This window comes from Weizmannia sp. CD-2023 (assembly GCF_036225245.1).
Classification (GTDB): domain Bacteria; phylum Bacillota; class Bacilli; order Bacillales; family Bacillaceae_C; genus Weizmannia; species Weizmannia faecalis.
Map to the genome: position 1 here is coordinate 1 of NZ_JARTJQ010000016.1, position 1,719 is coordinate 1,719.

A 1,719-nucleotide genomic window follows, 5' to 3' on the forward strand; every position below is an offset into this window, starting at 1 on the left:
GGTCAAGTCTTTTTTTGTGTGTAAATTCCTCTCAGTCGGGATAGAGTAATTAACCCGAATAAATGTCTGTCGCTTTGTTGGATTGGTCAGACGATTTCGGTTGTTTGGCTTTCCATTCAAAATAGTCTTCCATCTTCAAATAGCGGCGTCCTTCTGCCCATTTTTCATCCTTTTCCATGAGAACAGAACCCATTAGCCGGATTACGGAATCCCGGTTAGGAAAAATACGGATAACCTGTTCCCGACGGCGAAATTCTTCATTGAGTCGTTCCATGCCGTTTGTCGTTCTCAGGCGACGACGATACGGCTCCGGAAGTGAGAGTGCTGCAGTGACATCGTCAAAGGCTTCCTCTACCATTTCAGTCACTTTAGGCGCTTTATCCTGATAAGTATTCAGAAAGGACTGAAGTAGTGTGTGTGCTGTTTCAATGTCTGGAGCGTGGAGAATGGCTTTCACTTGTTCAGTTCCTTCGCTCTCTAAATGTTTTGGAAGCCGATCGTGTACGTTACGCAGAAAATGAGCTTGACATCTTTGCCACGTTGCTCCCTGAAACGCTTTTTGAACAGCGCTGACTAAACCGCCATGATCATCGCTAACGATTACATCTACGCCCTTTAGTCCACGAGATTTTAGCCAATCAAAATAATTCTTCCAAGCCTCTGTGCTTTCACTGTCATCGACTTTTAGGCCAAGAATCGATCGATAGCCTTTCTCGTTGACACCATAGCTAATCAATACACCCCGGGAACGGACACGGCCATTTTCACGCACCTTTGTATAAATTGCATCCACAAACAGAAACGGATAGCTGCCCTCTAGGGGACGGTTATTCCAGCCCGTAACCACGGGATCCAGCTGCCCACAAAGATTCGACACGGTCGACTTCGAGAAGTCTGAACCACAGAGCTCTTCGGTGATTTGACTGACACGGCGCGTAGAAACACCATTAATCACCATTTCCATCAAAGACAGGACCAGTGCTTGTTCACTACGCTGATAACGCTGAAAGAGATCAGTTGAAAAATGACCGTTGCGCAGCCTGGGAACGTACAAAGAGAGCTTTCCCACGCGGGTTTTTAGTTGGCGGGGGTAGGAGCCGTTTCGGTAATCAATTCTAGCTTCATTACGTTCATATTTTTCGGCTTTCAGCTGTTCGCTGGCCTGTGCCTCCAGAACTTGATTCAAAATCGCCTCCAAAAGGGCATTTATACCCGATTCTTTTGAATCGCCAAGAAATAATTGATGCAAAAGTTGTTCATCTAGAGTAATCTGTAATTGAGCCATCCCTGAATCTCTCCTTTAGAAATTTAGTTTTTTGGTTAACTCTATTCTAACTGAGATGATGGGCTCTGGCTCATTTTCTATAAAAAAATGATAGAGACGGCAAGAGAAATGAAATCCCGCTGTTTTTCTGGAGGGGGCTGGCCAGCCCCCTCCAGAAAAACAGCCCCTATACTCCATATTCCCTCATATTCAGATAACCCTTTTTACACAATTATACGGACTTAACCGGTCTGAGTGAAGGAAGCGCGGAAAAAACGCGTTGTTTCTTAACGTAGGATGCGTCTAAGTGAAGGAAGCGAGCGAAATTCCGACAAACAATGTACGTAAACGCCCATATCACAAAAAATACATGCCAGCGGAAGAATGAAAATCCCGTCGTAAATCAGAATAGACCGCTTCGAAGTGCCTAACAACCCCCGTGAAAGATGCCATTT

1 protein-coding gene is annotated in these 1,719 nt (G+C 45.1%); it reads right to left on the reverse strand.

Translation table 11 applies throughout. The features are described from left to right. Window positions 1-49: 49 nt before the first annotated feature. Window positions 50-1,285: an IS256 family transposase gene (locus P9687_RS01940; protein ID WP_026684065.1), complete on the reverse strand. Its 1,236-nt coding sequence runs from the start codon at window positions 1,283-1,285 to the stop codon at window positions 50-52. Window positions 1,286-1,719: the final 434 nt, after the last annotated feature.

What these genes read in the sequence shown, in the direction of transcription:
- P9687_RS01940 (WP_026684065.1), bottom strand. Translation starts at nt 1,285, where the DNA reads ATGGCTCAATTACAGATTACTCTAGATGAACAACTTTTGCATCAATTA.